Origin of the sequence: Empedobacter sp. UBA5528 (genome assembly GCF_002426075.1) — a bacterium.
GTDB lineage: Bacteria > Bacteroidota > Bacteroidia > Flavobacteriales > Weeksellaceae > Empedobacter > Empedobacter falsenii_B.
This window is the reverse complement of record NZ_DINY01000037.1, coordinates 1-24,395: the sequence shown is the minus strand read 5'-3', so window position 1 is coordinate 24,395 and position 24,395 is coordinate 1. Positions and strand designations below refer to the sequence as shown.

Annotated in this window: 24 protein-coding genes and 1 pseudogene; 21 read left to right on the top strand and 4 right to left on the bottom strand. The window is 32.6% G+C overall.

What is annotated here, in order from left to right; genetic code table 11:
* Positions 1-41: 41 nt before the first annotated feature.
* Positions 42-332, bottom strand: a complete 291-nt coding sequence (locus tag B4L98_RS08675) for a DUF2809 domain-containing protein (protein ID WP_291047663.1) — start codon at positions 330-332, stop codon at positions 42-44.
* Positions 333-598: 266 nt separating this feature from the next.
* Positions 599-2,107, bottom strand: a complete 1,509-nt coding sequence (hutH, locus tag B4L98_RS08670) for a histidine ammonia-lyase (RefSeq protein ID WP_291047637.1) — start codon at positions 2,105-2,107, stop codon at positions 599-601.
* A gap of 138 nt (positions 2,108-2,245) precedes the next feature.
* On the opposite strand from hutH, the gene folE reads away from it, so the two are divergent.
* The 6 genes from folE to B4L98_RS08640 all read left to right on the top strand — a co-directional run bounded on the left by folE (position 2,246) and on the right by B4L98_RS08640 (position 9,045).
* Positions 2,246-2,923 carry a GTP cyclohydrolase I FolE gene (gene folE / locus B4L98_RS08665; protein ID WP_219033828.1) on the top strand — a complete coding sequence of 226 codons (678 nt, stop codon included), beginning with the start codon at positions 2,246-2,248 and terminating at the stop codon, positions 2,921-2,923.
* A 17-nt stretch (positions 2,924-2,940) separates the two neighbouring features.
* Positions 2,941-4,413, top strand: coding sequence for a cysteine--tRNA ligase (gene cysS / locus B4L98_RS08660; protein WP_291047639.1), 1,473 nt, complete (start codon positions 2,941-2,943; stop codon positions 4,411-4,413).
* Positions 4,414-4,508: 95 nt separating this feature from the next.
* Complete coding sequence (locus tag B4L98_RS08655; RefSeq protein ID WP_291078026.1) at positions 4,509-6,437, top strand: putative porin; 1,929 nt, start codon at positions 4,509-4,511, stop codon at positions 6,435-6,437.
* Between the two features lie 109 nt (positions 6,438-6,546).
* Positions 6,547-7,581 (top strand): alpha/beta hydrolase, encoded by a 1,035-nt coding sequence (locus B4L98_RS08650; protein WP_291059220.1) that lies wholly within the window; start codon positions 6,547-6,549, stop codon positions 7,579-7,581.
* A gap of 21 nt (positions 7,582-7,602) precedes the next feature.
* The gene (locus B4L98_RS08645) at positions 7,603-8,664 is read left to right on the top strand and encodes a DUF2891 domain-containing protein (protein WP_291059218.1); all 1,062 of its coding nucleotides are present in this window, start codon (positions 7,603-7,605) and stop codon (positions 8,662-8,664) included.
* A gap of 84 nt (positions 8,665-8,748) precedes the next feature.
* Positions 8,749-9,045, top strand: a complete 297-nt coding sequence (locus tag B4L98_RS08640; protein ID WP_221854236.1) for a hypothetical protein — start codon at positions 8,749-8,751, stop codon at positions 9,043-9,045.
* 78 nt (positions 9,046-9,123) lie between these two features.
* Here B4L98_RS08640 and dusB read toward each other — a convergent pair whose 3' ends face one another.
* Positions 9,124-10,119 (bottom strand): tRNA dihydrouridine synthase DusB, encoded by a 996-nt coding sequence (gene dusB / locus B4L98_RS08635; RefSeq protein ID WP_291059216.1) that lies wholly within the window; start codon positions 10,117-10,119, stop codon positions 9,124-9,126.
* 32 nt (positions 10,120-10,151) lie between these two features.
* On the opposite strand from dusB, the gene B4L98_RS08630 reads away from it, so the two are divergent.
* The 8 genes from B4L98_RS08630 (at position 10,152) to atpG (ending at position 15,914) form a co-directional block, all read left to right on the top strand.
* Positions 10,152-10,367 carry an AtpZ/AtpI family protein gene (locus B4L98_RS08630; RefSeq protein WP_114997876.1) on the top strand — a complete coding sequence of 72 codons (216 nt, stop codon included), beginning with the start codon at positions 10,152-10,154 and terminating at the stop codon, positions 10,365-10,367.
* Positions 10,368-10,372: 5 nt separating this feature from the next.
* The gene (locus B4L98_RS08625) at positions 10,373-10,753 is read left to right on the top strand and encodes a hypothetical protein (RefSeq protein ID WP_291059213.1); all 381 of its coding nucleotides are present in this window, start codon (positions 10,373-10,375) and stop codon (positions 10,751-10,753) included.
* Positions 10,754-10,831: 78 nt separating this feature from the next.
* Positions 10,832-11,965, top strand: a complete 1,134-nt coding sequence (gene atpB, locus B4L98_RS08620; protein ID WP_291059211.1) for a F0F1 ATP synthase subunit A — start codon at positions 10,832-10,834, stop codon at positions 11,963-11,965.
* 54 nt (positions 11,966-12,019) lie between these two features.
* Positions 12,020-12,229 (top strand): ATP synthase F0 subunit C, encoded by a 210-nt coding sequence (atpE, locus tag B4L98_RS08615; RefSeq protein ID WP_013598300.1) that lies wholly within the window; start codon positions 12,020-12,022, stop codon positions 12,227-12,229.
* 97 nt (positions 12,230-12,326) lie between these two features.
* The gene (locus tag B4L98_RS08610; RefSeq protein WP_038335122.1) at positions 12,327-12,821 is read left to right on the top strand and encodes a F0F1 ATP synthase subunit B; all 495 of its coding nucleotides are present in this window, start codon (positions 12,327-12,329) and stop codon (positions 12,819-12,821) included.
* Positions 12,822-12,823: 2 nt separating this feature from the next.
* The gene (atpH, locus tag B4L98_RS08605; protein ID WP_114997871.1) at positions 12,824-13,384 is read left to right on the top strand and encodes an ATP synthase F1 subunit delta; all 561 of its coding nucleotides are present in this window, start codon (positions 12,824-12,826) and stop codon (positions 13,382-13,384) included.
* An 11-nt stretch (positions 13,385-13,395) separates the two neighbouring features.
* On the top strand, positions 13,396-14,970 hold the full coding sequence (gene atpA / locus B4L98_RS08600) for a F0F1 ATP synthase subunit alpha (RefSeq protein ID WP_038335134.1): 1,575 nt from the start codon (positions 13,396-13,398) through the stop codon (positions 14,968-14,970).
* A 71-nt stretch (positions 14,971-15,041) separates the two neighbouring features.
* Positions 15,042-15,914 carry an ATP synthase F1 subunit gamma gene (gene atpG, locus B4L98_RS08595; protein WP_221854234.1) on the top strand — a complete coding sequence of 291 codons (873 nt, stop codon included), beginning with the start codon at positions 15,042-15,044 and terminating at the stop codon, positions 15,912-15,914.
* A 399-nt stretch (positions 15,915-16,313) separates the two neighbouring features.
* On the opposite strand, the gene glyA is transcribed toward atpG, so the two are convergent.
* On the bottom strand, positions 16,314-17,588 hold the full coding sequence (gene glyA / locus B4L98_RS08590; protein WP_291059209.1) for a serine hydroxymethyltransferase: 1,275 nt from the start codon (positions 17,586-17,588) through the stop codon (positions 16,314-16,316).
* A gap of 563 nt (positions 17,589-18,151) precedes the next feature.
* Here glyA and B4L98_RS08585 point away from each other — a divergent pair.
* The 7 genes and pseudogenes from B4L98_RS08585 to B4L98_RS14745 form a co-directional block, all read left to right on the top strand.
* Positions 18,152-19,207, top strand: coding sequence for an anhydro-N-acetylmuramic acid kinase (locus tag B4L98_RS08585; protein WP_291059207.1), 1,056 nt, complete (start codon positions 18,152-18,154; stop codon positions 19,205-19,207).
* A 71-nt stretch (positions 19,208-19,278) separates the two neighbouring features.
* Complete coding sequence (locus B4L98_RS08580) at positions 19,279-19,758, top strand: alpha/beta fold hydrolase (protein ID WP_291059205.1); 480 nt, start codon at positions 19,279-19,281, stop codon at positions 19,756-19,758.
* A 66-nt stretch (positions 19,759-19,824) separates the two neighbouring features.
* Positions 19,825-19,992 carry an alpha/beta fold hydrolase gene (locus tag B4L98_RS08575; protein WP_291059203.1) on the top strand — a complete coding sequence of 56 codons (168 nt, stop codon included), beginning with the start codon at positions 19,825-19,827 and terminating at the stop codon, positions 19,990-19,992.
* A gap of 2 nt (positions 19,993-19,994) precedes the next feature.
* Positions 19,995-21,209 (top strand): sterol desaturase family protein, encoded by a 1,215-nt coding sequence (locus tag B4L98_RS08570; protein ID WP_291072153.1) that lies wholly within the window; start codon positions 19,995-19,997, stop codon positions 21,207-21,209.
* Between the two features lie 83 nt (positions 21,210-21,292).
* Positions 21,293-22,453: a Na+/H+ antiporter NhaA gene (nhaA, locus tag B4L98_RS08565; RefSeq protein WP_291059201.1), complete on the top strand. Its 1,161-nt coding sequence runs from the start codon at positions 21,293-21,295 to the stop codon at positions 22,451-22,453.
* A 100-nt stretch (positions 22,454-22,553) separates the two neighbouring features.
* Positions 22,554-23,774 (top strand): bifunctional folylpolyglutamate synthase/dihydrofolate synthase, encoded by a 1,221-nt coding sequence (locus tag B4L98_RS08560; RefSeq protein WP_291059199.1) that lies wholly within the window; start codon positions 22,554-22,556, stop codon positions 23,772-23,774.
* 373 nt (positions 23,775-24,147) lie between these two features.
* Positions 24,148-24,395, top strand: a pseudogene (locus tag B4L98_RS14745) (IS982 family transposase); the annotation flags it as partial.

The window sequence follows — 24,395 nt, the reverse complement described above, 5'->3', positions numbered from 1 at the left end:
TAAGATTTTCAAATCTAAAGGAGCTTGTTGAGAAATCTCGTTCAAATTACATTTTTTTTCTTCAAATCTTTATCAATAAAAAATAATAGAACAAATCCGATGAAATAACATAGTAAATCAATCCAAGAAAAAAATGTTCCGATAATTATTCGAGCTGCTTTATTATGTCCTAAACCAATTATTTCTACAAAATTGAAATATTGTAAAATTTCTACAACAAAAGAAAAAGTCAATGTAAAAATTGCAATGTTAATTGCTTTTGTGTTGATAAATGCTTTGATAAAATAGTAAATAAAAATCACGACTAAAATATCACCAACAAATGGACGAATGATTTTTTATCGAATTTTAGCATATTACATTTTAATTTGATGCGAAGTTGAAATGAATTCAACTTGACTAATCGTTAAGTCATCCTGAACTTGTTTCAGGAACACATTATATTTTTTTAAATTCCTCCATTTATTTGGAATGATATTTACTTGATTGTCGTTGTTGTAATTGTCATTCTGAGCCTGTCGAAGAGTCTTCTATATATAGTAGTTTTCTATATTATTAATAGTTTATCCTTCGACAAATTCTGGATGAAAAGGATAATTTAAAAACTTAATATTAATTTTTTGAAATCATCTGTTTGCAACAAATCAATAATATTGTTGATGTCATCTCCAATCAAACGATCGTCTTCTAATTTAGGACATACCGAACGAACTTTTGCGAAAACTTCTTCTAAGAATGCACTTGTTTTACGTGGTCTTCTAAATTCTAAACCTTGACAAGCGTACATTAATTCGATTGCTAAAATACGTTCTACATTGTCTAAAACTTGGTTGAATTTTCGTCCAGAAATACTTCCCATCGAAACATGATCTTCTTGTCCCAAAGAAGTCGGAATACTATCTGCCGATGCAGGGAAACACAATGTTTTGTTTTCTGTACAAAGCGCAGCAGATGTATATTGAGGAATCATGAAACCAGAATTTAAACCAGAACTTTCTGTTAATAATTTTGGTAAACCATATTTTCCTTCGATTAATAAATATTGACGACGATCTGAAATGTTTCCTAATTCTGAAGCGGCAATTGTTGCGTAATCTAACACCATTGCTAATGGTTGTCCGTGGAAGTTTCCACCAGAAATAGCTTCTTCATCCGAAACAACGATTGGATTATCGGTAACAGAATTTAATTCGATTTCTGCTAATTCTTGTAAATGGAAAAAAGCATTTCGTGATGCGCCATGAACTTGAGGCATACAACGTAATGAATATGGATCTTGTACACGACCACAATCTGCGTGAGAGAAAGCAATTTCAGAGCCTTTCAATAAATTTCGCATGCGTTCTGCAACCAATAATGTTCCTTTGAATGGACGAACTTGGTGCAATTCTTCTTCGAATGGACGAGGAGAACCTTCGTAAGCTTCTAATGATAAAGCGCCTGCAACGTCAGCTAAATTCAATAAATATTCAAATTTTTCTAAACCATTTAAAGCATGAGATAAAATGAATTGTGTTCCGTTGATTAATCCTAAACCTTCTTTCGCAGAAAGATGTAAAGGTTGTAAGTTGTGTTTAGCTAATGCTTCTTTTGTCGAAATAATTGTATCGCCATCCCAAACTTTTCCTTCACCAATTAATGGTAAAAATAAATGTGATAAAGGCGCTAAATCTCCAGATGCTCCAACAGATCCTTTTTCTGGAACAACAGGAATAATATCTTTTTCGACCATTAATAAAATTCGTTCCACAACTTCTAAAGTCACACCAGAATATCCTTTTGATAAAGCATGTGCTTTTGCAATTAACATGGTTTTAGAAATTTCTTTCTTGATTGGATTTCCAACACCAACCGCATGACTGATTAATAAATTGTGTTGAAGTTGACGTGTTTCTTCTTCCGAAATTTTAGTATCGCAAAGTGGACCAAAACCAGTATTTATTCCATACACTGTTTGCCCAGAAGCGACTATTTTAGCAACATTTTGTTGAGATTTTAAGATTTGTTGTTTACTTGCTTCATTAAGTTCAATTTCGATGTTTCCTTCTTTGATTCCTTTGTAGTCCTCGAACGAAAGAAAATCGATGCCGTAAGTTTTCTTGATCATTTTTTCGAATTTGTGATACTTCAAAGATAATCTTTTCATCGGTTCAATAAATAATAGAAATCATTTCAGTTGGAATAATTGAGTTTTGATAAGGTTTTATAACACTATCTTTTATAAATTTGCTAAAATTTTTATGTAATGTGTGATAAACATCTTCATGACGAAATGGGGGACGACCATATGTCAGCAAACTTAGAAACGCCTTTGAGAGCTGATGCATTTGAGTTGTCTGCTGAAGAAAAAGTGGAAAAGATAGAAGCGGATTTCCGTAACATCATGGAAACTTTAGGCTTAGATTTAACAGATGATAGTTTGAAAGGAACGCCAAAACGTGTTGCGAAAATGTTCGTAAAAGAGATTTTTGGTGGTTTATTGCCAGAGCGTAAGCCTGGAATGTCAACTTTCGAAAATAAATATAACTACAATCAAATGTTGGTTGAAAAGGATATCGTGGTTTATTCGACTTGCGAGCATCACTTTTTACCAATCGTTGGACGTGCACATGTTGGTTACATCTCGAAAGGGAAAGTAATCGGTTTGTCTAAAATGAATCGTATTGTAGAATATTATGCAAAACGTCCGCAGGTACAAGAGCGTTTGACAATGCAAATTGTGAAAGCAATGCAAGAAGCTTTGGGAACTGATGATGTTGCATGTATTATTGATGCGAAACATTTGTGTGTAAATTCGCGCGGAATTAAAGATATCGAATCAAGTACTGTAACAGCTGAATTTGGTGGAGCTTTTAAAGAAAGTGAGCAATTAAGAAAAGAGTTTATTTCGTACATCGGAATGAAAACTCCTTTCAATGTTTAAATTATAAATCCTATAAAATGGTAAAAGAAAATCAATTAAAATTACATAATTCCTTAACGGGACAGAAAGAAACGTTCGAACCAATTAATCAAGATAATGTTGGAATGTATGTTTGTGGACCTACCGTTTACAGTAATGTGCATCTTGGAAATGTACGTACGTTTATGTCGTTTGATATGATTTATCGTTACCTAAAATTTTTGGGTTACAAAGTTCGTTACGTTCGTAATATTACTGATGCTGGACATTTAACGGATGATGGAAATGTAGAAAATGATCGTTTTGTAAAACAATCTAAATTAGAGAAATTAGAACCAATGGAAATCGTACAGAAGTATACAGTTGATTTTCATAAAGTTTTAGAAAAATTTAATTTACTACCTCCAACAATCGAGCCTACAGCGACAGGTCATATTTTAGAACAAATTGCTTTAGCAGAAAAATTAATTGATTTAGGATTTGCTTATGAAGTAAACGGATCAGTTTATTTTGATGTGGAAGCTTACAACAAAAAAGGACTTGATTATGGTGAATTGAGTAACCGTAACATCGAAGAATTAATCAATAATACAAGAGATTTAGACGGGCAAGGAGAGAAAAAGAATCCAGTGGATTTTGCACTTTGGAAAAACGCTTCGCCTGCTCACATTATGCGTTGGGCTTCTCCTTGGGGAGATGGTTTCCCTGGTTGGCACTTAGAATGTACAGTGATGAGCACAAAATATCTTGGAGATTATTTTGATATTCACGGAGGAGGAATGGATCTTAAATTCCCTCACCACGAATGTGAAATTGCGCAAGCAAAAGGTTCTAATGGTCACGAACCAGTAAAATATTGGATGCATGCGAATATGTTGACGATGAATGGTCAGCGTATGAGTAAATCGACTGGAAATTACATTTTACCTATGCAATTAGTGAATGGTGAAAATGATTTCTTCGAAAAACCATTTCATCCAGCTGTTGTACGTTTTTGTTTCTTACAAGCGCATTATCGCAGTGTTTTAGATATTTCGAATGATGCAATGTTAGCTTCCGAAAAGGGATATAATCGTTTGGTTGAAGCATTAAAAACATTAGAAACAATTACGCCAAAGAAAACATCTACCGTTAATATTGATGAATTAGAAACGAAATTATATACCGCAATGGATGATGATTTCAATACGCCGATATTGATCGCACATTTATTTGATGCAGTGAAAATGATTAATTCAATCAAAGATAGTTTCGAGAATATTATAGCAGAAGATTTAGAACGTTTAAAAGCAATTATGAATGGTTTTGTTCATGATGTTTTAGGTTTGGATACAGAAGCTGCAAACGAAAGTTCAGATAAATTAGATGGTGTTGTAAAAATGCTAATCGAAATGCGTAATCAGGCACGTGTAGATAAAAATTGGGCATTATCAGATCAAATTCGTGATGAATTAAGTGCATTAGGTATCCAACTAAAAGACGGCGCTGACGGAACAACTTTCACTTTTTAAGAAAGATTTATAAAATATTTAACCCACTTAGAAATAAGTGGGTTTTTTTGTATCTCTCAATTTTAGATTACTTTTGTAAGGATTTATTCAACAGGATGAAAAAAACAATCATTGGTTTATTTTTATTAGGAGCTGTTGTAGCGCAAGCTCAGGAGGATTCAATAAAAGTTTTAAAACCATTAAAAGGATCATCAACAAATGATTCGGTTACATATTATAAAACCAAAATAGACGATTATAAGTTTTGGACAAATGGCAGAAAACCAGAGGTTTTGGATACGACATTAAGTATCAAAAACTATTATAATCAAAATTTTATTCGCAATGATGCGTTCGGAAAATTATTTTTTCCGAATGTTGGTGGTGTAGTGGTGGATTTGGAGTATCAAAATACGCCATTCAATCCGTCGATGTTACCAACTGGTAAAAAATACAATTATTATTATGCAAATGATATCAAATATTATGATGTCAAAACGCCATATACCGAGTTTATTTACGAGAATGGTGTTAAAGAAGGTAACTTTTTGTCTTCAACATTTTCGCATAATTTCAACAAGCAATTCAATTATACGTTTCATTATCGTGGATTAATTTCTGAAGGTCGTTATCGTCATGAAAAAGCGCAGAATAATACCTTTGTTTTTTCATCAAATTATAAAACAAAATCGGAACGTTTCAAATTGTGGTGGAACTATGCAGCACAAAATCTGAAAAATAATGAGAACGGTGGAATAGAGGATATCAACGATTTTATTTTACAAGATGAGCGCAGAATGACGAATGTTCGTAATATTCCCGTGAATTCACAAACAGCAAAATCTGAGTTTGATGCACGTCGAATTGAATTGAATGCTTCGTACGGAATCTTAAAAAAGATGAATGAAAAAGATTCGACTTTTTATAATCCAATTGAATTGAAGAATAAATTTTCGTACGAAAAACAAAAATATCGCTACGAGGATACGTCACCAAACGGAACTTTATATTCTACACCGATTATTACAGGAATGGATTATAGAAGTAAAAAGAGTTTTACAGATTTATCCAATACGACAACTGCTGGTTTTCAGTGGACAGATCGTGTGAAGATAGAGGCTGGTGTTAAATTCCAGAATTTGCGCGTTTTTGCTGATCAAGCCATGACGATTATTGCAGTTCCAAAGCAAATAGAGGAAAATCTTTTTGGAGTTCTTGGAAAAGTGGATTTTGATTGGAATGAAAAATTGAAACTTTACGGAAATGTTGAATATCTGCAATCTGATAATTACAAAAGTGTTTACAATGTAGATGCGGTTTTAGATGTGACGCCGATAGAAGGTTATACATTGAGTGCTGGAGCGGTTATTCAGTCAAAACTTCCTTCGTTGAATGCAGTTTACAATCAAAGTTTCTTTAATAATTTTAACTACGTTAATAAATTTGAAACAGAAAATGTTCAAAATATTTTTGCAAAGTTAAAGTTAGATAAAGTTAATACAACCTTAGAAGCCTCAATTTATAATATTGACAATAAAGTATATTTAAACGAATTGTTGGTTTATAAACAATTGACGGATAATATTAATTATTTCAAAATAAAAGGTGAAAATCATTTACGTTTCGGAAAGATTAATTTGGTTTCGACAGCGCAATATCAAAAAGTAACGAAAAACGAAGAATATATGCCTTTGCCAGATTTCTTAATTCGTGAAACATTGTATTGGCAAGGAGAATTATTCAATAAGAATGCTCAATTACAAGCTGGTATTAATGCAACATATTTTACGAAATACAATGGTTTGCGTTACATCCCAATTCTGAACGAATTTGCATTGCAAGATCCAGCAAGTATACAAGAGATTGGTGGTTATCCTATTTTGGATGTTTTTATCAATTTCAAGGTTCGTAATATGCGTTTTTACATTCGTGGTGAGCATATCAATGCGTCGTTTACAAAACAACCTGATTATTTTGCAGCACCAAATGTTCCGTACCGAGATTTCAAATTTCAACTTGGCTTGAAATGGAATATTTTTAGTTAAAAAAATACAAATTATACAGAAAAACGACTTCATGATGAGGTCGTTTTTTCTGTCCAAAATCATTTGTGTAGAATAATTCTAAATAGCTATTTTTAGGAAAATTTTATACATGAAAAAATTCCTACTTTTATTTTGTTTGATTTTCTTTCAAATCGGTTTTTCGCAAGAAAAATTATCAATTGGTGAAATTCAAAAAATAAATTCTAAAATCTTAAATACTGAACGAGAAATTTGGGTGAATCTTCCCGAGTCGTATACCAATAATAAACTTCAAAAAGTAAATTATCCAGTGATTTATGTGTTAGATGCCGAATCTAATTTTACATTTTTAACAGGCGTAGTTTCTAAATTTCAATCTGGTTTTTATCCAGAAATGCCCGAATCGATTATTGTTGGAATTACAAATAAAAATGGTGATCGAACAAAAGATTTTACACATGTGAATGATGTTAATTTCCTCAATTTTATTCAAACTGAATTGTTTCCTTTTATGCAGAAAAATTATCGTGTGAATGATTTTCGTTTGTTAATTGGACATTCTTTGGGTGGCTATTTTGCGTTGAAAACCTTGTACAATCACCCCAAAACTTTCAATGGATATGTTGCGCACGATCCAAGTATTTGGTTTAATGACAAAGAATTATTGAATCTTTATCAAAACTTAGAAAATCATTCTTTCGAGAATCGATTTTTGATGATTACGCAAGTCGGAGAAAGTCAAAATACAAATCATTTACGCGATCATTATCAAAGCATAAAAAAGGTGGATGAACGTTTGAAATTATCAAAGAATAAATCGTTGAATTATCATTACAAACAATATGTTGGCGAAGAACATGGTTCGGTTCCAATGATTGGCTCGATTGATTATTTGCGTTGGCAGTTTGATGGTTATCGTGTGAATATTAAAGAGATTCCGAATCAACCAAATTTGGTTAAAGATTCGTTTGAAGCGATTTCTAGAAAATTGAATTATTCTTTTCAACCAACAGAAACGTATATCAACAATGTTGCAAATTATCTGGTAAAACAAAAGAAAAATGATTTAGCAAAACAGTTTTTTGAACAAAATGTGAAAAATTTTCCTGAAAGTTTACAAGCAAAAGAAGAGTTAGAAAAATTCTTGGACTCGAATAAAAATTAGTAATTTGGTAAAAACATTTTGATGAAAAAATTACTCTATTTAACAACTTTATTGACGACGACTGCTTTTGCGCAAGAATTACACTTAGATCAAGCCAAAAAAATATTTGAATTACCGACACATTGTATCAAGACTGAGTATCCGAACAAATTAGGAAATGTTTTGGGAAGTGATGCAGATCTTAAAACGCCAAAGCAATTGCGTCCAATTTTTTATGGTTGTTTTGATTGGCATTCGTCTGTGCATGGATTTTGGTCGATTGTGAAATTGATGAAAGATTTTCCTGAATTGGATCAAAATAATCAGGTTAGAAATGAGTTAAATCAATTGATTACAGCAGAAAATGTTGCGGTTGAAATGGCCTTTTTCAATGATAAAAATAACAAGAATTTCGAACGTACATACGGTTGGGCTTGGTTGTTACAATTGCAAATGGAATTGAATAATTGGCAAGATAAAGATGCGCAAGTTTGGGCAAAAAATCTGAAACCTTTGAGTGATTTGATTATTGTTAGATACAAAGAATATTTGCCGAAATTAGTTTATCCAATTCGTACAGGAACGCATGATAATACGGCTTTTGGTTTGAGTTTAGCGATAGATTATGCACGTTCTGTGAATGATAAAGCATTTGAAAAAGTGATTATTGATAATGCAAATCGTCTTTACCAAAAAGATAAAAGTTGCAATATTGCTTTCGAGCCAAGTGGATCAGATTTTCTTTCGGCTTGTTTGGAAGAAGCTTTGTTAATGTCTAAAATTCACCCGCATGATGAATATAAAAAATGGTTGAAATCATTTTTACCACAATTGTTTGATAAAAAACATGAGCTAAAACCTGGAATTGTTTCGGATCGTACGGATGGGCAATTGGTTCATTTGGATGGTTTGAATTTTAGTCGTGCAACGGCTTTGTATCAAATTTCTGCAAAATTACCAGAGTTAAATTATTTGAATGATTGGGCAAATCATCATTTCAATTACTCGTTCAATAATATTTCGAACGATGATTATATGGGGAGTCATTGGTTGGGAACTTTTGCACTTTATGCACTGAAAACCAAACACGAAACTAAAAATTAGCTAATAATAGGGATTTTATAACGATAGAATTGAATCTAAATTTGTTTCAAACAAAACTAATACGAAACATTAAATTTTAATTCTATGAAAAAATATTTTTATATCGTCATTGCAGTTTTAGGTCTTGCAGCATTCGGATTTAGTCAATATTCGAAAAGTCAATTAGAAGATCAATTGGCTAAAACAGGGAAATGTGTAGAAGGTGTTGTTGTGGAAACTAGCGGAACATTTAAACGTCCGAAAGCAACGATACAATATCCTGTGAATGATGAAGTTTATGAAGTTACTTTACGATCTAGAGCAGACGTGGACGAAGTTGTATTGATGAAATATGATACGCTGAATCCAGAAGAAGTGTTGCTTGTAGATAATTGTAATTAATTATAGTCTCAAGTTTAAATGAAAAATCCACCAAGTTTTTTGGTGGATTTTTTTATAGTGATGAATTATTTCTAACGATTAAATTTCTTCTAATGTTGGAATAAATTCTTCTTCAATTTCTTCGAAAGTTTGCATCAAATCAACAAGATTATCTTGTGTGACTAATTTTGTACGATAAGGTTTGAAATTAGGAATTCCTTTGAAATAATTGGTATAATGCATACGTGTTTCCAAAATTCCAGTTCGTTCTCCTTTCCAATCAATCGCCCAATTTAAGTGATTTTTAGCCGCTTCCATTCGTTCTACAATTGTTGGTTCTGGTAACAATTCACCTGTTTCTCGATAATGTTTAATTTGCTCGAAAATCCAAGGATATCCAATCGCCGCACGACCAATCATCACACCATCTACACCGTATTTTTCTTTGTATTCGATCGCTTTTTGCGGCGAATCAATATCTCCATTTCCAAAAATTGGAATCTCAATATTTGGGTTCGCTTTTACTTTTGCAATCGGTTCCCAATTTGCTTGTCCTTTATACATTTGTGTACGCGTACGTCCGTGAATTGACAATGCTTTGATACCTGTTTCTTGCAAACGTTCGGCAACTTCATAAATGTTAATCGAGTCAGAATCCCAACCCAAACGCGTTTTTACAGTAACTGGTAAATGTGTACTTTCAACAACAGATTTTGTTAAACGTACCATCAAATCTATATCTTTTAAAACACCTGCTCCTGCGCCTTTACAAACTACTTTTTTTACGGGACATCCAAAGTTAATATCAACAATATCTGGTTGAACAGTTTCAACAATTTTAGCTGACATCGCCATTGCCTCTTCATCTCCACCAAAAATTTGAATACCAATAGGACGTTCGTAATCAAAAATATCTAATTTTTGACGACTTTTTATTGCATCACGAATCAATCCTTCTGAAGAAATAAATTCAGTATACATCAAGTCTGCTCCATGCATTTTGCATAGGCGACGAAATGGCGGATCACTCACATCTTCCATCGGTGCAAGCAATAAAGGGAAGTCTGGTAATTCTATGTTTCCTATCTTTACCACGAAATAATTTTTTGCAAAATTACATAAAACTTATGAAAGAAGAACGAAAGTCCGAAGGTGTAAATCAATATTTAAAGTTTTCTGCGACGGGAATACAGATGGCGGTAACGATTGCGTTATTTGCTTGGTTAGGAACTTTTTTGGATAAAAAAATGGAAACAGACAAGCCATTATGGACGGCTGGCTTATCTTTGCTGGGAGTTTTTGCAGGATTATATTTGATGTTGAAGCAATTACCAAAAAAATAATTTTAATGATTAAGAAATTTATTCTTTTAGCACTTTCTTTTATTGCAATGGTTGCAATTTTTTGTGGTATTCATTACGCAATTGTTGCGCATTATAATTTTAGCGAAAATCCGCTAATTGTTCCAAAAATGTATTTAATAATTGGTTTAATTACATTAATGATTTTGCAAGTTGGTTGTTTTGTGAAGATAAAATTTCCAGAATATGTTGGTTTTGCCTTTATGGGAGGGATGATTGCGAAGATGGCAATTGTATTAGCATTGATTGTTGTGAATGAACAAATTAAATTAAATGTTGTGCAATTAATTATAAGTTATTTTGTAATTTTGCTAGCCGAAGTTTTAGTGTTTATTCGCTTAATTAATTTAAAGTTAAAAAAAGTTTAATGATTTTTAGCATTTGACTTTGGTAAGTGGTTAATTTACTATAATTTTGCACGCAATTTAGAAACAAAGGAATTATACATGAAATTTTCAGCGTTATTAGCGTTTTTATTACTTTTCAATTTCGGATTTGCCTCTACAGCGGTTCCGCACGAAAGTCTTCCAAAAACGTTTGAGGAGTTAATTAAAAGTGAGCAAGTAAAAAGTCAAGAGGAAGCTGCTAAAGTGAAATCTGGCGAATCTACATTTAACCCAGTGCCAGGTATCATGCATCACATTGCAGATGCACACGATTGGCATTTATGGGGAGAAGGAGAAAAAAGTGTAGGAGTTGCATTACCTGTTATTTTATGGGATAATGGTTTACAAGTTTTTATGTCTTCTAAATTTCACCACAACGAAGCGGTTGTTGAGAGTAACGGAAATTACTACATCAACTACCACGAAAAAATCTACAAAACAGATGCGCAAGGTACAATCAAACCTCACGTAGACGAAAAAGGAGCTATTCATTTAGAAAATGAAAAACCATTAGATTTTTCTATTACGAAAAACGTAACATCAATGTTAATCTCTTTCGTTATTTTAATCTTAGTTTTCTCTGCAGTTGCATCAAACTACAAAAAAGGAAATATGGTACCAAAAGGTATCGCAGGATTTATCGAGCCAATTATTATTTTTGTTCGTGATGAAGTAGCGATTCCAAATATTGGTGAGAAAAAATACGCGAAATTTATGCCTTATTTATTAACGTTATTTTTCTTCATTTGGATCAACAATTTATTAGGATTGTTACCAGGTGCAGCTAACGTTACAGGTAATATCGCAGTTACATTTGTATTAGCATTAATCGCATTAATCGTAATTAATTTCTCAGGAAACAAAGGTTACTGGGGACATATGTTATGGATGCCAGGTGTACCGGTTCCAGTAAAATTAATCTTAGCTCCAATTGAGTTAATCGGGATTATTACAAAACCTTTCGCCTTAATGATTCGTTTATTTGCGAACATTACAGCAGGTCACATTATTATTATGTCGTTAATTTCGTTAATCTTTATTTTCCAAACAGAAGCTATGGCAGGTGGATCTATTCCATTAGCGTTATTTATCTACTGTTTAGAGTTATTAGTAGCCGCACTACAAGCATTCGTATTCACAATGTTAGTTTCGTTATTTATCGGAACAGCAGTAGCAGACCACGATCACCATTAAGAATAGAATATAAAAAACAATAAAATAATTTTTTAATAATTAAATACAATTATCATGACAGGAAGTATTGCAGCAATCGGAGCTGGTTTAGCAGTTTTAGGAGTTGGTTTAGGTATCGGTAAAATCGGTGGATCAGCTATGGAAGGAATCGCTAGACAACCAGAAGCGGCTTCAAAAATTCAAACAGCTATGATTATCGCAGCAGCCTTAATCGAGGGTGCAGGTTTGTTCGGTATCGTAGTTGCGTTATTAGGTAACGGATAATATTTGAATTAAAAATTAGCTTCAATAACGGTTGGTTGTTGAAGCTAATTCATTAAAAAATTAATTAGTAAAAAATAAAATTTAATACATACACACAATGGATTTAATTACACCTTCAGTTGGTCTTATTTTTTGGACTGCGGTCGTATTTATCATCTTATTAGTATTGTTAAGATCATTAGCTTGGAAACCAATTCTATCTGCAGTTAAAGAAAGAGAACAATCTATCGAGGATGCATTAAACGCAGCTAAAAAAGCGAAAGAAGAGATGGCTTTATTAAACGCTCAAAACGAGAAAATCATGAAAGAAGCTCGTGCTGAACGTGATGCTATCTTAAAAGAAGCGCGTGAAATGAAAGAAAATATCATCAACGAGGCAAAAAATTCTGCAACTGTAGAAGCAAACAAATTAATTGAAAATGCTAAGTCAGCTATCCAAAATGAAAAGGCATCGGCTATGGCTGATATCAAAAATCAAGTTGGGCAGTTGTCAATTGAAATTGCTGAAAAAATCTTAACTAAAGAATTGTCAGATAAATCTGCACAAGAAGCTTTAGTGAATGATGTTATTGATCAAGTTAAATTCAATTAATCATGGCAGGATTCAGAGCAGCACATAGATATGCTAAAGGTTTGATGGAGTTTGCGAATGGAGCAAGCCAAACAGACGTAGTGTATGCTGAAATGAATGATGTTCGCAAAGTCATAAAAGAGAATGATGATTTAAGAGTTTTCTTAAATTCTCCGGTGATTGATGCAAAGAAAAAAGAAGCTGTATTGAGTGAGATTTTCAAATCTTTATCAAAAACTTCTCAAACATTCATTTCGTTAGTCGTAAGACATGGTAGAGAAAATATTTTGTCTAAAATTGCAGATCAGTTTATTTCATTATACGATTTAGCAAATAATATTGTTACAGCAGAAATTACTTCGGCAGTACAATTAGATCAAAATACAATTGATAATATTGTAGCAAAAGCAAAACAAACTTTAGCCACAAATAGTCAAGTAAAAGTAGAGAACAAAATTGATGCATCTTTAATTGGAGGTTTCGTTTTAAAAATTGGAAACAATCAAGTAGATTCTTCAATCAAAACTAAGTTAGCTACATTAAAAAAAGATTTTTCGAAAAACGAATACATTCCTAAATTTTAAATATTTCAGAAATGCCAGAAATAAATCCAGCTGAAGTTTCAGCTATATTAAAACAACAACTTACAAGCTTTGATTCATCAGTTGAATTAGCAGAAGTAGGAACCGTTCTAACTGTTGGGGATGGTATTGCTCGTGTTTACGGGTTAGACAATGCTCAATACGGAGAATTAGTAGAATTCTCAAACGGGTTAGAAGGAATGGTACAAAACCTTGAAGAAGACAACGTAGGTATTGTACTTTTCGGACCTTCAAAAGGTATTAAAGAAGGTGACACTGTAAAACGTACAAACAAAATTGCATCTATTAACGTAGGTGAAGGAATGTTAGGACGTGTTGTAGATATGTTAGGAAATCCTATCGATGGTAAAGGACCAATCGAAGGACAATTATATGAAATGCCTATCGAGCGTAAAGCTCCTGGGGTTATCTATCGTCAACCAGTAAACGAACCATTACAAACTGGTATCGTTTCTATTGACTCGATGATTCCAATTGGACGTGGACAACGTGAGTTAATCATTGGTGACCGTCAAACAGGTAAAACTTCTGTTGCTTTAGATGCAATCTTAAATCAAAAAGAGTTTTACGATAGAGGTGAAACAGTTTTCTGTATCTATGTTGCAGTAGGACAAAAAGGTTCTACAGTAGCAGGTATCATGAAAACATTACAAGACCACGGTGCAGATAAATATACAGTAGTAGTTGCTGCTAATGCATCTGATCCAGCTCCAATGCAAGTATATGCTCCAATGGCAGGTGCTGCAATCGGAGAGTATTTCCGTGACTCTGGTCGTCCAGCGTTAATTGTTTATGATGATTTATCTAAACAAGCCGTTGCATACCGTGAGGTGTCTTTATTATTACGTCGCCCACCAGGACGTGAAGCATATCCTGGAGACGTTTTCTACTTACACTCTCGTTTATTAGAGCGTGCTGCAAAAGTAATCAAAGATGATGCAATTGCATCTCAAATGAATGATTTACCAGAATCTATGAAAGGTATCGTAAAAGGTGGTGGTTCTTTAACTGCTTTACCAATTATCGAAACTCAAGCTGGTGACGTTTCTGCATATATCCCAACAAACGTAATTTCGATTACAGATGGACAAATCTTCTTAGAGTCTGATTTATTCAACTCAGGTGTTCGTCCAGCGATCAACGTAGGTATCTCTGTATCTCGTGTTGGTGGTTCTGCACAAACAAAACCAATGAAAAAAGTATCTGGTACATTAAAATTAGACCAAGCACAATACCGTGAGTTAGAAGCTTTCGCGAAATTTGGTTCTGATTTAGATGCAGCTACAATGAACGTAATTGGTAAAGGTGAACGTAACGTTGAGTTATTAAAACAAGGTGTTAACGCTCCAATTCCAGTAGAAGAACAAGTAGCAGTTATTTATGCGGGTACTAACGGTATGTTGAAAAACGTTCCAGTTAACCAAGTGAAAGAGTGGCAAGCTGACTTTGTTGAGTTAATGCGCAACAAATATGCAGACACTTTAACATCTATCCGTTTAGGTAAATGGACTGATGAAATTATGGATGTATTGAAGAAAGTTATCACAGAAACTACTTCTAAATACTAATAAAATATAAATGAAACTTAGAGGTTTCCGAATCTCTAAGTTCCTTTTAATCCTTCATCTCAAATAGAATTATGCCAAATTTAAAAGATATACGTAACCGTATTACTTCTGTAGGTTCTACAATGCAGATTACAAGTGCTATGAAATTAGTTTCTGCTGCAAAACTAAAACGTGCTACAGATTCTATCGTACAGTTACGTCCTTATGCAGATAAATTACGTGAACTTTTACAAAATGTAAGTTCTACTTTAGAAGCTGAAGTAGGAGGTGCATTAACAGAAGAGCGCGAAGTTAATAAAGTACTTTTAGTCGTTATTAACTCAAATAGAGGTTTATGTGGAGGATACAACTCAAGCATCATCAAAAAAGTAAATGCGTTATTAGCTGGCGAATTAGCAAGTAAACACGTAGAGATTTTAGCAATTGGTAAAAAAGCTAATGATACTTTTAGTAAAACACAAACTATCTATAAAAATGCATCAAGCATTTGGGATAATTTAAATTTTGCAGATGTAGCTGAAATTGCAGACGATTTAGTAGAGAAATTTACTGCGGGTGACTTTGATCAAATCAGAATTATCTACAATCAATTTCAAAATGCAGCTGTTCAAATTGTACAAGACGAACAATTTTTACCAGTCGTTTTAGAGAAAACTGAAGAAGAAGCAAACAATTCAGCAGAGTTAGATTATATCTTCAACCCTTCGAAAGAAGAAATTTTAAGAGACTTAATCCCTCAAACGTTGAAAACGCAATTATTCAAAGCCGTATTAGATGCTAACGCTTCTGAGCACGGAGCACGTATGACTGCAATGCATAAAGCAACAGACAACGCAAGCGAGTTACAAAAAGGATTGAAAATTCAATACAACAAAGCTCGTCAAGCTGCTATTACAAACGAGATCTTAGAGATCGTTGGTGGTGCAGAAGCATTGAATGCGTAAAAACAAAGACTTATCTTATTTTTAAATAGAAAAGCAACTTCATCTCGAAGTTGCTTTTTTTTATAATGTTTACTTTAGATTATAAAGAAGTAATAAACACTTTTGAATAATTATTCTTTAACATATGTATTGAAGAAATACTTCTACTTAGTTATTACTTTATTCAGGATGATAATTTTTGTAATCATATATCTAATTAGAATTCTCATTATTTTATTCTTTTTATAAATTAAAATGAAATAAATTATTTCCTCAAGACATTTCAATAAAAACGTCAAGTGATTTTACCTAAAAGCTAAGGTGGTTTTGATTAAAACGTCTCGACATTTTATATCAAACAAAAAGTCCTAAGAAATACTCAGGACTTTTCTATTGTTATCATCGAAACTAAGTTTCTATTTATTTCATTTGAAATAATGGGCGAGAAGACATGAACTCGTTTACACGATCTGCAACTCCATCAATGATTTCTTCGTTATCAATATTCATTAATACTTCGTCAATCAAGTCAGCAACAGTTTGCATATCTGCTTCAACCAACCCACGAGTTGTTACAGCAGCCGTACCTAAACGAATCCCCGATGTAACGAAAGGAGATTTATCATCGAAAGGAACCATGTTTTTGTTACAAGTGATTTCTGCCGAAACTAAAGCGTTTTCTGCTTGTTTCCCAGAAATACCTTTGTTACGTAAGTCGATCAACATACAGTGATTATCTGTACCTCCGGAAACAATGTCATAACCTTTTGCAACCAATGCCGCAGCTAAAGCCTTAGCATTCTTCACAACTTGTACAATATAGTCCATATAACCATCAGATAAAGCCTCTTCAAAAGCAACAGCTTTAGACGCGATTACATGCTCCAAAGGCCCACCTTGTGTACCAGGGAACACTGCTCCGTTCAAGATTTGAGACATCATTTTCACTTCACCTTTAGGAGTTTTTGCTCCCCAAGGGTTCTCAAAATCTTTCCCCATCATAATGACTCCACCACGAGGACCACGTAAAGTTTTGTGAGTTGTCGTCGTTACGATATGACAATGAGGCATAGGATCGTTTAAGATTCCGCGGGCGATTAACCCAGCAGGATGCGAGATATCAGCTAATAACAAAGCACCAACTTCATCAGCTACCTCACGAAATTTAGCATAATCTATGTCTCTTGAATATGCTGAAGCACCACAAATTATCATTTGAGGCTTCTCTTTACGAGCAGTTTCTGCCATAGCTTCGTAATCAATTCTTCCCGTCTCTTTGTCCACTCCATAGAAAGAAGTTTGGTAAGTTAACCCAGAAAAGTTAACAGGAGAACCGTGAGTTAAGTGCCCTCCGTGCGATAAATCGAATCCTAAGATCTTGTCTCCTGGTTTCAAACATGCTAAGTAAACAGCTGCATTTGCCTGAGATCCTGAGTGAGGTTGCACATTTGCATACTCTGCATTAAACAACGCTTTCAAACGATCAATTGCAATAGTTTCTACTTCGTCTACAACTTCGCAGCCACCGTAATAGCGCTTTCCAGGATAACCTTCTGCATATTTATTTGTCAAAACAGAACCCATCGCGCGCATTACGTTGTCTGAAACAAAGTTTTCTGACGCGATTAATTCAATTCCATTCAGTTGTCTTTCTTTTTCTTCTTTAATCAAATCGAAGATTACATCTTGTGCCATGTTTTGTTTGTATTAATTGTGTTTCAAATATAAGCTTTTATCATTAGAATTTCTAACTGATATATTCGCAATAACCTAAGAATTATCAAAACAATTTTTCTAATGATTTGGGCGTTCCCTTCGGGCGGGCTATTCGTTGCAATCTTTACTTTGTAACTTCGCTATCGCTTTGTTTCACGCAAAGGATTTCCACTACTATCCCTAACGCATCTAGAGTTATAAGTAATAAGTACTAAGTTTTGAGTAATAATATTTATACTTTTTTCAGAATCATACCTTATTAATAATTGAAAACTAATTTACTTATTCAAAGGAATTTCAAATGACCTTTCAATAAAAAGGCGTTAAAAAAATGAAGAAATTCGAAGCGATAAAAAAGATTTAACCGATAGGTTTTTAAATCTTTTCGCGTAGAATGAATCATTTTCAGCCGATTTATTGAGGTCTTGATTTTTTTGTTTCGTTTTTTCATCAAGGAAAAAATGAAAGATGGTTTCTTAGATATTTAAAATTTCTAATTTCTAAACCAACCAACTATCAATTTCTCTCATTAAATTTACAGCATGAAAAACCCTACTTTTTGCATTGGTTTAATGTCTGGAACTTCGTTAGATGGTTTGGATATTTGCTATGTCCGATTTGATGATAACCAACATTTCGAAATTTTACATGCCGAAACTATAGATTATTCATCCGATTGGCGAACAAAACTAACAGAAGCTTTTCAATATTCGGCAATGGATTTATGCCAACTAGATGTAGAGTATGGTTATTTTCTTGGAGAACAAGTAAAAGAATTTATTCATAAAAATAAGATTAGAAAAGTAGATTTTGTTGCATCTCACGGGCAAACTATTTTTCATCAACCGCAGAAATCATTCACTTTGCAAATAGGAAATGGTTTAGCAATTGCGTCGCGTTGTCAACAAAAAGTGGTGTGCGATTTCAGAACACAAGACGTTATTTTAGGAGGACAAGGAGCGCCTTTGGTTCCGATTGGGGACGAATTATTATTTTCTAACTATGATGCATGTTTAAACCTTGGAGGTTTTTCTAACATTTCGATGAATAGAAATGGAAAACGAATTGCATTTGATATCTGCCCAATTAATATTGTCTTGAATCATTATGCAAAACAACTCGGTTTTGATTTTGATAAAAATGGAGAACGAGCAGAACAAGGACATATTAATATCGCATTAGTTGAAGAATTGAATCTTTTGAATTTTTATCATCAACCTTTTCCAAAATCATTAGGTTTTGAATGGGTTATGAATGAGTTTTTAACAATTGTTGATAAGTACGATATTTCTATCGAAGATAAGCTGAGAAGTTGTGTGGAGCATTTCGTAATTCAAATTAAAAATACCTTTGCTTTATATGATATCAACAACGTGTTGATAACTGGAGGAGGAGTTCGAAATACATTTTTTATCAATCGTTTAGGAGAATTATCAACTGTTGAAATCATTATTCCAACTGATAATTTAATCGATTTTAAAGAAGCCTTAATATTTGCATTCCTTGGTTATCGTCGTGTTTATAACGAAATAAATTGTTTGGCATCTGTAACAGGAGCGAGCAAAGACCATTCGTCTGGAATTATATATCACTTATAAAGTCTATCTAAATAATAGAGTTTAAAAAATATTTTATTTACATTTATTCGATAACCAAGAATAAATGCGATATGAAATATTCGAAAAATAAAGATGTTATTTTACTTCATGGCTTATTTGGAAGCCTTAGTAATTGGGGAAATGTTATCAAGAATCTTGAAGAAAATTATAATGTTTATACGCCAACATTTCCTTTATTTTCTACACATTTCAAAAGAAATTCACTTCAAAATTTAGTTCAATTTCTAGAAAATTACATTCAATCTAATAAAATTGAAAATCCAATATTAATTGGAAATTCTTTGGGCGGTCATGTTGTATTGCTGTATGCGTTGGCACATCCAAATTTGTTTGATAAATTGATTTTAGCTGGAAGTTCAGGTTTGTATGAAAGCAATTTGCAGGCTTCTTTTGTGCGTGTGCGAGATTACGAGTATATCAAAAATAAGGTAGAAGAAGTTTTTGAAACAAAAAATGTTGTAACAAAAGAGTTGGTTGATGATGTTTTTTCGGCCGCTAATACGCCTACAAAAGCTTTGTCTATAATTTAAATTGCGCGAGATGCAAAGCGACAAAATTTGAAACATCTTTTACATAAAATAGATTAGCCAGTTTTATTGGTTTGGGGAAAACAAGATATTGTGACACCGCCAAATGTTGCTGAAGAGTTTTTTGCACATTTACCTAATGCAAAATTAGCTTATAGCGATGATTGTGGTCATGTGCCGATGATGGAACAGCCGATACTTTTTAATCAACATATTAATCAATTTTTAAGTGCTTAAAAATGAATCATCCCGAGTATTTAGCTTTTGCTTTACCAGCTTTTTTTCTTTTTTTATGGCTTGAATATGTAGTTGTTAAAAAGAAAAAATTAAAGAATATTTATAAGTATGAAAGTTCGGTTTCTAATATTTCAATAGGAATTGCAGAACGATTATTGAATCTTTTTATTACGGTAAGTTTTTACAATTTGTATGTTTGGATTTACGAAAATTATCGTCTTTTAGATATTTCAAATGCTTGGTGGATTTGGGTTGTGATGCTTCTAGCGACAGATTTTGTTTGGTATTGGTATCATCGTTTGGGACATGAAGTCAATATTTTTTGGGGAGCCCATATTGTGCATCATCAATCCGAAGAATTTAATTTTACGGTGGCGGCACGTATAACGACTTTGCAAGCAATTGTTCGCAATATTTTTTGGTGTATTTTGCCTTTTATTGGTTTTCATCCAAATTTAGTGATGACGATTTTGGTGGTTCATGGCGTGTATTCTTTTTTTACGCATACGCAGATTTTGGAGAAACAAAAATGGCTTGAATATATTTTTATAACACATTCTCTTCATGGTGTTCATCATGCTTCTGACGAAAAATATTTGGACAAAAATTATGGAGATGTATTTGTTTTTTGGGACATATTATTTGGTACTTTTCAGAAAGAAGAAGAAAAACCAAGATATGGATTGACGCATCCTATCAATAGTTACAGTTTTTTGTGGCAACATTTTCATTATTATTTAGAGTTGTATGAAGCTGCTCGAAGAAAATCCTCCATTAAAGAAAAATTGACGATATATTTTGGTAGTCCAGCAGTGATGGATCAGGAAATAAGACCAATTATTGAAAAGAAATGGATGTCTAAGAATAAAGGGAATAGTTATCATTTCAAATACAAAGGTTATATTAATTTACAATTGATTTTATCGTTTTTTGCGATGAGTATTCTAACATATTACTTTGATCAATTTGATAATTTAACCAAAGGTTTCTTCGTTGTATTTGTCTTGATTACATTAATAAATATTGGTGCACAATTAGAACAAAAAAGATGGGTACCGTATTTAGAACATATTAGATTTTTAGTGTTTTGTAGTTTTTTTATCATTCAATCTCATAATTATTTCTTGCTGATTTTACCTTTCATATTCGTTTTTATCATCGAAAAGATGTTTAATTTTAGTAATTGGTATCAAAAAAGTATTTTGAAGATTATATAAATGATAATTTAGGTCTTATTGTTTCGTTTAGATTAGGCGGTTAAAAACGAGTTCATTATTTTTACCAAACTAAAAAAAATATAATGATAGTTTCTAAACTTTTTAACCAATTTTTTCATAGCCAAACCTCAGGAGGAATTTTATTGATTTTCTGTACTGCGTTTTCTTTATTATTAGCCAATTCACCAATTGCAGAATCTTATGATGCGATATGGTTAACAGATATGTTTGGGCATTCTTTTGCACATTGGATTAATGATGGTTTGATGGCTATTTTCTTTTTCTTGATTGGTTTAGAATTAAAACGCGAAGTTTTTGTAGGTGAATTGTCGGATACTAAAAAAGCAATTTTACCTGTTTTTGCAGCTTTGGGAGGAATGTTAATTCCTGCATTTATTTTCTTTTTGACGAATAAAGGAACGGATACCATTCATGGTTTTGGAATTCCGATGGCGACAGATATTGCTTTTGCTGTTGCTATTATAACTATGTTAGGAAAAAGAGTTCCATTATCATTAAAAGTATTTTTAACAGCTTTAGCTGTTATTGACGATTTAGGAGCAATTGTCGTGATTGCATTGTTTTATCCGAATCCAGAATTACCTTTAGATTTTACACAATTCGGAATTGCAATTGCCATTTTGTTAGGTCTTTTCGCTTTAAATAAATTAAAAGTAAAATCAATAATTCCTTATATCATTGGAGGGATTGCTGTTTGGTGGTTTATGTTACATTCGGGTATTCACGCTACAATTGCGGGAGTTTTGGTTGCATTTACAATTCCATTTGATAAGGACGATTCTAAATCACTTTCAGCTAAAATGGAGCATGCTTTACATATTCCAGTAGCATTTATTATTCTACCATTATTTGCTTTAGCAAATACCGCAATTACGATAGATGGTGGAGGATTAGCGCATTTTAGTATTCCTTTAGCTTCGGGTATTTTCTTAGGATTAGTTGTAGGAAAACCAGTCGGAATTACATTATTTACATGGATTGCGGTTAAATTAGGATTGTGTGAATTACCTACAGCAGTAAATTTCAAACGAGTTTTTGGTGTCGGAATTTTAGGAGGAATTGGATTTACAATGTCTATTTTTGTTTCGATGTTGGCCTTCAAAGACCCAAGTTATATAAATGAAGCGAAATTGATGATTTTAGTAGCTTCGTTAACAGCTGCTATTGTTGGATTTATTGTTTTAAAAATATTATTAACTACAAAACAAGATTATTCAGATTAAGAATAGTCAATTCATAAATAATAGAATCGAATTTTTCTTCGGAGAAATTCGATTTTTTTTTGAAGATGATTCCGTAACTTCGTGTAAAATTTTTGAATAAATGAGAACGTATCAAGAAACAATCGATTGGTTGTTTACAAATTTACCAATGTTTCAACGTGTTGGAGCATCAGCAATGAAAGCAGATTTAACAAATATTACAGCGTTATGCGAGTATTTGGGAAATCCTCAAACTAAGTTTAAAACGGTTCATATTGCAGGGACAAATGGTAAAGGAAGTACGTCTCATATGTTGGCCTCTATTTTTCAGGAAGCAGGTTATAAAACAGGTTTGACAACTTCTCCACATCTCAAAGATTTTCGTGAACGAATACGTGTAAATGGAGAAATGGCTGATGAAGAATTTGTGATTGATTTTGTGAATAAGCATGAGCAAAAAATAATTGATCAAAAAGCATCTTTTTTTGAAATTGCAATTGCGATGGCTTTCGAATATTTTGCACAACAGAAAGTTGATATCGCGATTATAGAAACTGGTTTGGGCGGACGATTAGATTCAACGAATATTATTTTACCAGAACTTTCTGTGATTACGAACATTGGTTTAGATCATACACAATTTTTGGGTGATACATTGGACAAAATTGCATTTGAAAAAGCTGGTATCATAAAACCAAATACAGCGGTTGTAATTGGTGAAACAACAGCAGAGACAAAAACAATTTTTGAACAAGTAGCGAAAGATAGAAATGCAAAAATCATTTTTGCTGAAGAAAAACATTTTCAAGATTTAGCTTCAGATTTGAAAGGGTCTTATCAAATCAAAAATAAACGTACCGTTTTAACCGCTATTGAACAATTGCAAAAACAAGGTTGGGCAGTCTCTCCTGAAAATATTACGAATGGCTTATTGAATGTTGTAAAGAATACAAATTTGCGCGGACGTTGGGATATTTTAGGACAACACCCATTAATTGTTGCTGATACTGCGCATAATCCACATGGTTTAGCAGAGGTTTCAAAACAAATAAATGAGCAAGCTTATAATCAATTGCATTTGGTTTTAGGATTTGTGAATGATAAAGATGTTTTATCTATTTTAAATTTCTTTCCTAAAAAAGCAACTTATTATTTATGTCAACCAGATGTTCCTCGAAAATATGACATTGACGACTTGTATAAAATCATACCAGAAGATATTACCGATAAACACTTTTTTGATACTGTAGAAAAGGCATTAATTGCTGCAAAATCAAATGCAACAGAAAATGACATGATTTACGTTGGAGGTAGTACATTTATTGTTGCAGAAGTCATCTAATTTTAAAATAATATGAAATAAATCATGATAGACTCCGCTTGAATAGCGGAGTCTATATTTTTTATAACCTATAATAATTATTTTATGTATTAAATGCATGTAATTCATGATTTTGAAAGTTTTTTTACTGAATTTACGATGGTTTAGTTAACTCAAAAAATATGAAAAAAGTTTTATTTGTTTTTACACTTATAGCAACTGCGACATTTGTAAAATCACAGGTAGATGGATATCCCCTGAATTTTATAGTATAAGTTAAGCTACATATTTTAAAAATTGTAAATTATACCCGTTGTGCATTTTGATTGATAAATAATAAAGTTGTTCATTTGATTGAAAAAGAGTAAATTTATTTAACTTCAAAATGTTTACAATGAACAACTTACTTGCAAATTACGAAAGAATATTGGAAGTTCTACGAAAATTATCCACAGATACACTTTTTAATTTATAAATTTAGATGACCTAAACTTCTTTTTAGGACTCATAAGTCTTGTCTTAACAGTTGAATTTATGGGTATTGATAGTGAAAATCATTAATTTTGAAATCTCCCTTAAGTGCTAAGTTGTAATATTCAACGAAGTATTTACGATCGTATAAAACGTAGATTATCAGAGCAA

Bases quoted from the DNA above. Each gene is read 5' to 3' on its own strand.
- B4L98_RS08560 (WP_291059199.1), top strand. From the start codon at position 22,554: ATGAGAACGTATCAAGAAACAATCGATTGGTTGTTTACAAATTTACCA.
- B4L98_RS08625 (WP_291059213.1), top strand. From the start codon at position 10,373: ATGATTAAGAAATTTATTCTTTTAGCACTTTCTTTTATTGCAATGGTT.
- B4L98_RS08645 (WP_291059218.1), top strand. From the start codon at position 7,603: ATGAAAAAATTACTCTATTTAACAACTTTATTGACGACGACTGCTTTT.
- B4L98_RS08655 (WP_291078026.1), top strand. From the start codon at position 4,509: ATGAAAAAAACAATCATTGGTTTATTTTTATTAGGAGCTGTTGTAGCG.
- B4L98_RS08640 (WP_221854236.1), top strand. From the start codon at position 8,749: ATGAAAAAATATTTTTATATCGTCATTGCAGTTTTAGGTCTTGCAGCA.
- cysS (WP_291047639.1), top strand. From the start codon at position 2,941: ATGGTAAAAGAAAATCAATTAAAATTACATAATTCCTTAACGGGACAG.
- B4L98_RS08580 (WP_291059205.1), top strand. From the start codon at position 19,279: ATGAAATATTCGAAAAATAAAGATGTTATTTTACTTCATGGCTTATTT.
- B4L98_RS08610 (WP_038335122.1), top strand. From the start codon at position 12,327: ATGGATTTAATTACACCTTCAGTTGGTCTTATTTTTTGGACTGCGGTC.
- atpA (WP_038335134.1), top strand. From the start codon at position 13,396: ATGCCAGAAATAAATCCAGCTGAAGTTTCAGCTATATTAAAACAACAA.
- atpH (WP_114997871.1), top strand. From the start codon at position 12,824: ATGGCAGGATTCAGAGCAGCACATAGATATGCTAAAGGTTTGATGGAG.
- B4L98_RS08585 (WP_291059207.1), top strand. From the start codon at position 18,152: ATGAAAAACCCTACTTTTTGCATTGGTTTAATGTCTGGAACTTCGTTA.
- B4L98_RS08630 (WP_114997876.1), top strand. From the start codon at position 10,152: ATGAAAGAAGAACGAAAGTCCGAAGGTGTAAATCAATATTTAAAGTTT.
- atpB (WP_291059211.1), top strand. From the start codon at position 10,832: ATGAAATTTTCAGCGTTATTAGCGTTTTTATTACTTTTCAATTTCGGA.
- folE (WP_219033828.1), top strand. From the start codon at position 2,246: ATGTGTGATAAACATCTTCATGACGAAATGGGGGACGACCATATGTCA.
- B4L98_RS08570 (WP_291072153.1), top strand. From the start codon at position 19,995: ATGAATCATCCCGAGTATTTAGCTTTTGCTTTACCAGCTTTTTTTCTT.
- B4L98_RS08650 (WP_291059220.1), top strand. From the start codon at position 6,547: ATGAAAAAATTCCTACTTTTATTTTGTTTGATTTTCTTTCAAATCGGT.
- nhaA (WP_291059201.1), top strand. From the start codon at position 21,293: ATGATAGTTTCTAAACTTTTTAACCAATTTTTTCATAGCCAAACCTCA.
- atpE (WP_013598300.1), top strand. From the start codon at position 12,020: ATGACAGGAAGTATTGCAGCAATCGGAGCTGGTTTAGCAGTTTTAGGA.
- hutH (WP_291047637.1), bottom strand. From the start codon at position 2,107: ATGATCAAGAAAACTTACGGCATCGATTTTCTTTCGTTCGAGGACTAC.
- glyA (WP_291059209.1), bottom strand. From the start codon at position 17,588: ATGGCACAAGATGTAATCTTCGATTTGATTAAAGAAGAAAAAGAAAGA.
- atpG (WP_221854234.1), top strand. From the start codon at position 15,042: ATGCCAAATTTAAAAGATATACGTAACCGTATTACTTCTGTAGGTTCT.